We start from the raw sequence: 4,303 nt of genomic DNA on the forward strand, positions 1-4,303 counted from the left end.
GTAAAATATACCTAATTGATGGTCAAATCGCTTACATGGGATCGTTAAACTTTACCGCAAGCGGAACCCAGCACAACCATGAAACTCGAATTAGAACTTCGGACATTAACGCAATTGAGAAAATAAATAAGGAAATTGACGACCTTTTTGAAAACCCTTATATGCTTGCGGCAGATCTACAGCTATGGGGAAGACAATTATACATTGAACCTATTAACTAAAATTAACACTAATTTCAAAACGTTTTGGCCCTATTGCTGTTACATTAATATAAATTTATACCTAATATTTTAATTATGACGATCCAATTGAATACCGACAAAAACTTAACCATACACCAAGAATACGACGAAAAAATTCAGACACAGCTAAATGAAGGCTTKAGCAGATATAGCGATCTAATTACGCGCTTAGAAGTTCATCTATCTGATGAAAACGGCAGTAAAGATGGCTTAGATGATAAAAGGTGTTTATTAGAAGCCAGAATAACAGGAAAAGACCCTATAGCCGTAACCAATATGGGTAATACCTACGATTTGGCTATTACAGGTGCTTTAACAAAATTAAAAAGTACACTCGAAAAAGTGGCTGGTAAAATGAAAGCACACTAAATTTCTTTGGCGAGGCCGTCATTCCCGCGTAGGCGGGAATCTTAAAGCAGTCATAGCAATGCATTAAGATTCCCAATCAAGTTGGGAATGACGATTTTATTTATATACTTACTTTTTCCAATTCTTCAATATATCCCAAAAACAGATTTAATGCTTTTTTTCTATCATCGGTAACATCAAATTGAAGTTTGTAGTACAGGTAATCCTCCAGATCGAAATTCGGCACTTCAGGTAATTCCTGTAAAACATTTTTTCTATGGGCTAAGCCAAATTTTAAAGCGGCATTAAATTCAGCCTTAAATTCTAGTGAGATTTCTTTGTTGGCCACCCAGGCCGCATACATAAATGGTAATCCGGTAAAGTTTTTCCACTCCTCACCCATGTCGTAAGCGTAAGCAAAGTCTTCTTTTTTACCAAAGGTTCTATCACCGATTAAAACAAAAGCATCGGTTTTTGCAGCAGGGTCGGTAGTAAACTCCACTTCTTTTTTCCAATGAAACTTAAGCAATACCTTGGCTAAATTGTTCGAAGTACGCGAGTGGGTGTCCAGTCTAACCGTTTTAATTTCCTGGGCAGGAACTTCACTAAAAATGAATACAGAATTTACACCTCCATCACTTCCAATACAATAATCGGCTACAATATTGGCATTTGGAACCAAGGGAATAGCTGCTACAGGCATTAAACCGATATCAACCTGACCGTTAATTACTTTAGCTGCGCAATCTGAAGGAATATCTAAACTTAAATCAATTTTATTTATAATGTCCGAATGTTCTAATCCGTATATAAAAGCTTTGGTATTGGTATAGGCAACAGCCGATATTTTAATCTTATTCAAGGTGTTATGTTTTGCGCTTCGCGTTTGGCGTTAAGCGAATTATTCAATTACTAAACCGTCTAAATGAACGGCACTATTAAATTCAAGAACAGTAAATTTTCCATCTTCGAATCCCATTTTATAAAGCACCGTATTTTGATGTGGAAACTCGGTCATTTCGCTCAGTGGTTTACCCAACAATAAACACAAGAAAACGCGCATTGCTCTACCATGCATGCAAAGTAAAACTGTTTTCTCTTCAGGTCTGCTCATCAAAACTTCCATCGGTTGTTTTAAACGTTCGTAAACATCCTGAACGCTTTCGCCACCTTCGAAATGAGCAGTATAATCACCATCCTGCCAGCTTTGCAGCATCTCACGGAAAGCATCTCGTGCATCTTCTGTATTCGGTTTCCCTTCCCAAATGCCCCAGGCCAATTCGTCTAAACCCGAAAGTTTTTCCCAGGGTAATCTCGAATCAATAAACTTCTGGACGGTTTGCCAGGTACGTTTTAAATCCGAAGTGTAAATCTTATCAAATGGGACATTTTTATAGGTTTGATAAAACGCTTCGGCCTGTGCCCTACCTAAATCATTTAAGTCAGAATTTATACCTCTGCCCTGTACTATGCCTTGTCTGTTAAGTTCCGTTTCGCCGTGGCGTATAATGTATATTTCCTTCATCAATAATGATTGAATTTTGAATGATTGAGTTTATTGATTGTTTAATTAATGAATGATTGAGTTTTGATGATCGAATACCGAGTTGCCTATCACATTCACTCAATCTCTCATTCTTTCATTCGATTATTAATTCACAACGGGTAGCTTATAATACTGAGGTTTCTTTTCTTCTTCGAAAACTACGTGCTCGAAATCGGTAACCACATTATACAAAGTATCACGCTCTATTGCTTTTCTCCCCACTTGTTTAATCAGATTCACCAGCTCTTTGGTACTCATTGCGGGTGTTTGCTCTTCGGCTCCGGCCATTGAATATATTTTGGTGGTATCATCCAAGGTTCCGTCTATATCATCAACACCATAATTTAAGGATAGCTGAGCTGTTTCACGACTGATCATTGCCCAATAAGCTTTAATATGATCGAAGTTGTCCATATAAATACGGGCGATGGCGTAATTCCTTAAGTCTTCAATTACTGAAGATTCAGGCACATTACTCATCTGGTTATGTTGATTTCTGAATTTTAGTGGAATAAAAGTCTGGAAACCACCCGTGCGATCCTGCAATTCCCGTAATTTCTCCATATGATCTACCCGGTGCCAATATTTTTCAATATGACCATAAAGCAWGGTGGCATTACTGCGCATACCAAGTTTATGCCATTCTTCATGAATATCAAGCCATTGCTGACCAGTACATTTATCTTTAGCAATCTGTTCTCTGATTTCAGGGTGAAAAATCTCTGCTCCTCCACCTGGTATTGATTCTAATCCGGCCTCTTTCATCAAACGCATACCTGTTGCATAATCGATTTTGGCTTTCTTAAAGATATAATGGTACTCAACAGGTGTTAATGCTTTCACATGCAAATCAGGGCGATGCTGTTTAATAGCCGAAAATAAAGCAGAATAAAAGGCAACATCATATTGAGGAAGTACCCCACCTACAATATGCACTTCCGTTACAGGTTCGCCATCATATTTTTTAACGATATCGAGCATTTGCTCCATTGTTAAGGCCCAGCCTTCTTCTTTTTGTTTGATTAAACGGGAGTATGAGCAAAATTTGCAGTCGTAAACGCAAAGATTGGTAGGTTCTAAATGGAAGTTCCGGTTGAAATAAGTTTTATCACCGTGTTTCTGTTCGCGGATAAAATTTGCCAGAATACCAAGGTAACCCAGTTCTGCATGTTCGTACAAGTGAACGCCTTCATCAAAGGTAATCCGTTCTCCGTGAAGGACTTTGTGTGCTATGTTTTGTAATTCAGTTGATAAATTGGTATCAGCTAATATCTTTTCAACTTGCTCAGTTGTATTCATTCCTGATTTATTTTGAACAAAAATACAATAATGAGGCGATTTGAAAATCATTTTCTTGTAACAAACCGCGATTTTTGAATGTTGGCTGTGAGAATCAACCACAGATGAACACTGATATTGATTGCTTTTAATGTGAGCTTAGCTGTAGGCGTTAATATTAGCCACGGAAACACGGAAGTCACGGAAAAATAACTGTCAAACTTCAGTATAAATTGATGTTCCCCGCTTGACGGACAGGCTTGTAAGACAAAACCTGATTCTAATTTATATCTGTATTAATCTATGGTAAAACCCTATTATAAAAGAGTCTAAGAAACTCCGTGTAAATCCGTGTTTCCGTGGCACCTAAAAAACAGTAAACAAAAAAAGCACCTCTTTTCAGAAGTGCTCTCACTATATGTTTTTCACTGGCAATTTATGTGTTTCAGTGATAGTAATGCTATCATGAACATTTATTATTAGTTATGAAGCCGTTCATAACGGTTACGTAACTAATGCTTAATTGGCTGCTGGAGAAAACGTCAACACGATATTAGCTGTTTTTCCACCGAATTCAATTGGCGATTTCATAACCATATTTCCTTTAGAAAGTTGAGTTAACACCAAACGGTAACCCTCTGTTACATTTTTAGCTTTATCACCTTCAAAAATTTTCTTGAATTGGAAAGTTTCRTCAGCAGGTGTTGCCGACCAGAAAATAGTTTGCATTACTGAACCACAAGTACTTGATGCTGGTAAAGTATAAGAACCATTACCGCTATTGGTTAATTTCCATGTACTTCCCTGAAAACATTTATATGATTTTTCGCCGAATAAACCTTGAACAGCTTGGTCAGGCAAACCCTCTAAAGTTACATTGTTTAAAACC

Annotated in this window: 6 protein-coding genes; 2 read left to right on the forward strand and 4 right to left on the reverse strand. The window is 37.4% G+C overall.

Annotated elements, in window-relative coordinates:
* A partial coding sequence (locus AC1DPQ_RS19500) for a phospholipase D-like domain-containing protein (protein WP_477610594.1) occupies positions 1–221 on the forward strand: 221 nt, incomplete at its 5' end.
* A 75-nt stretch (positions 222–296) separates the two neighbouring features.
* On the forward strand, positions 297–611 hold the full coding sequence (locus AC1DPQ_RS19505; protein ID WP_477610595.1) for an HPF/RaiA family ribosome-associated protein: 315 nt from the start codon (positions 297–299) through the stop codon (positions 609–611).
* A gap of 100 nt (positions 612–711) precedes the next feature.
* On the opposite strand, the gene AC1DPQ_RS19510 is transcribed toward AC1DPQ_RS19505, so the two are convergent.
* The 4 genes from AC1DPQ_RS19510 to AC1DPQ_RS19525 all read right to left on the reverse strand — a co-directional run.
* On the reverse strand, positions 712–1,452 hold the full coding sequence (locus AC1DPQ_RS19510; RefSeq protein ID WP_477610596.1) for a menaquinone biosynthetic enzyme MqnA/MqnD family protein: 741 nt from the start codon (positions 1,450–1,452) through the stop codon (positions 712–714).
* Positions 1,453–1,491: 39 nt separating this feature from the next.
* Entirely contained in the window at positions 1,492–2,115 is a 624-nt protein-coding gene (locus tag AC1DPQ_RS19515) for a histidine phosphatase family protein (protein ID WP_477610597.1), read from the reverse strand.
* A 126-nt stretch (positions 2,116–2,241) separates the two neighbouring features.
* Positions 2,242–3,435, reverse strand: a complete 1,194-nt coding sequence (gene mqnE, locus AC1DPQ_RS19520; protein WP_477610598.1) for an aminofutalosine synthase MqnE — start codon at positions 3,433–3,435, stop codon at positions 2,242–2,244.
* Between the two features lie 498 nt (positions 3,436–3,933).
* Positions 3,934–4,303, reverse strand: a 370-nt coding sequence (locus tag AC1DPQ_RS19525) for a hypothetical protein (protein WP_477610599.1), incomplete at its 5' end; no start/stop codon positions are given.

The organism is Pedobacter sp. 01T416_2 (assembly GCF_056398925.1).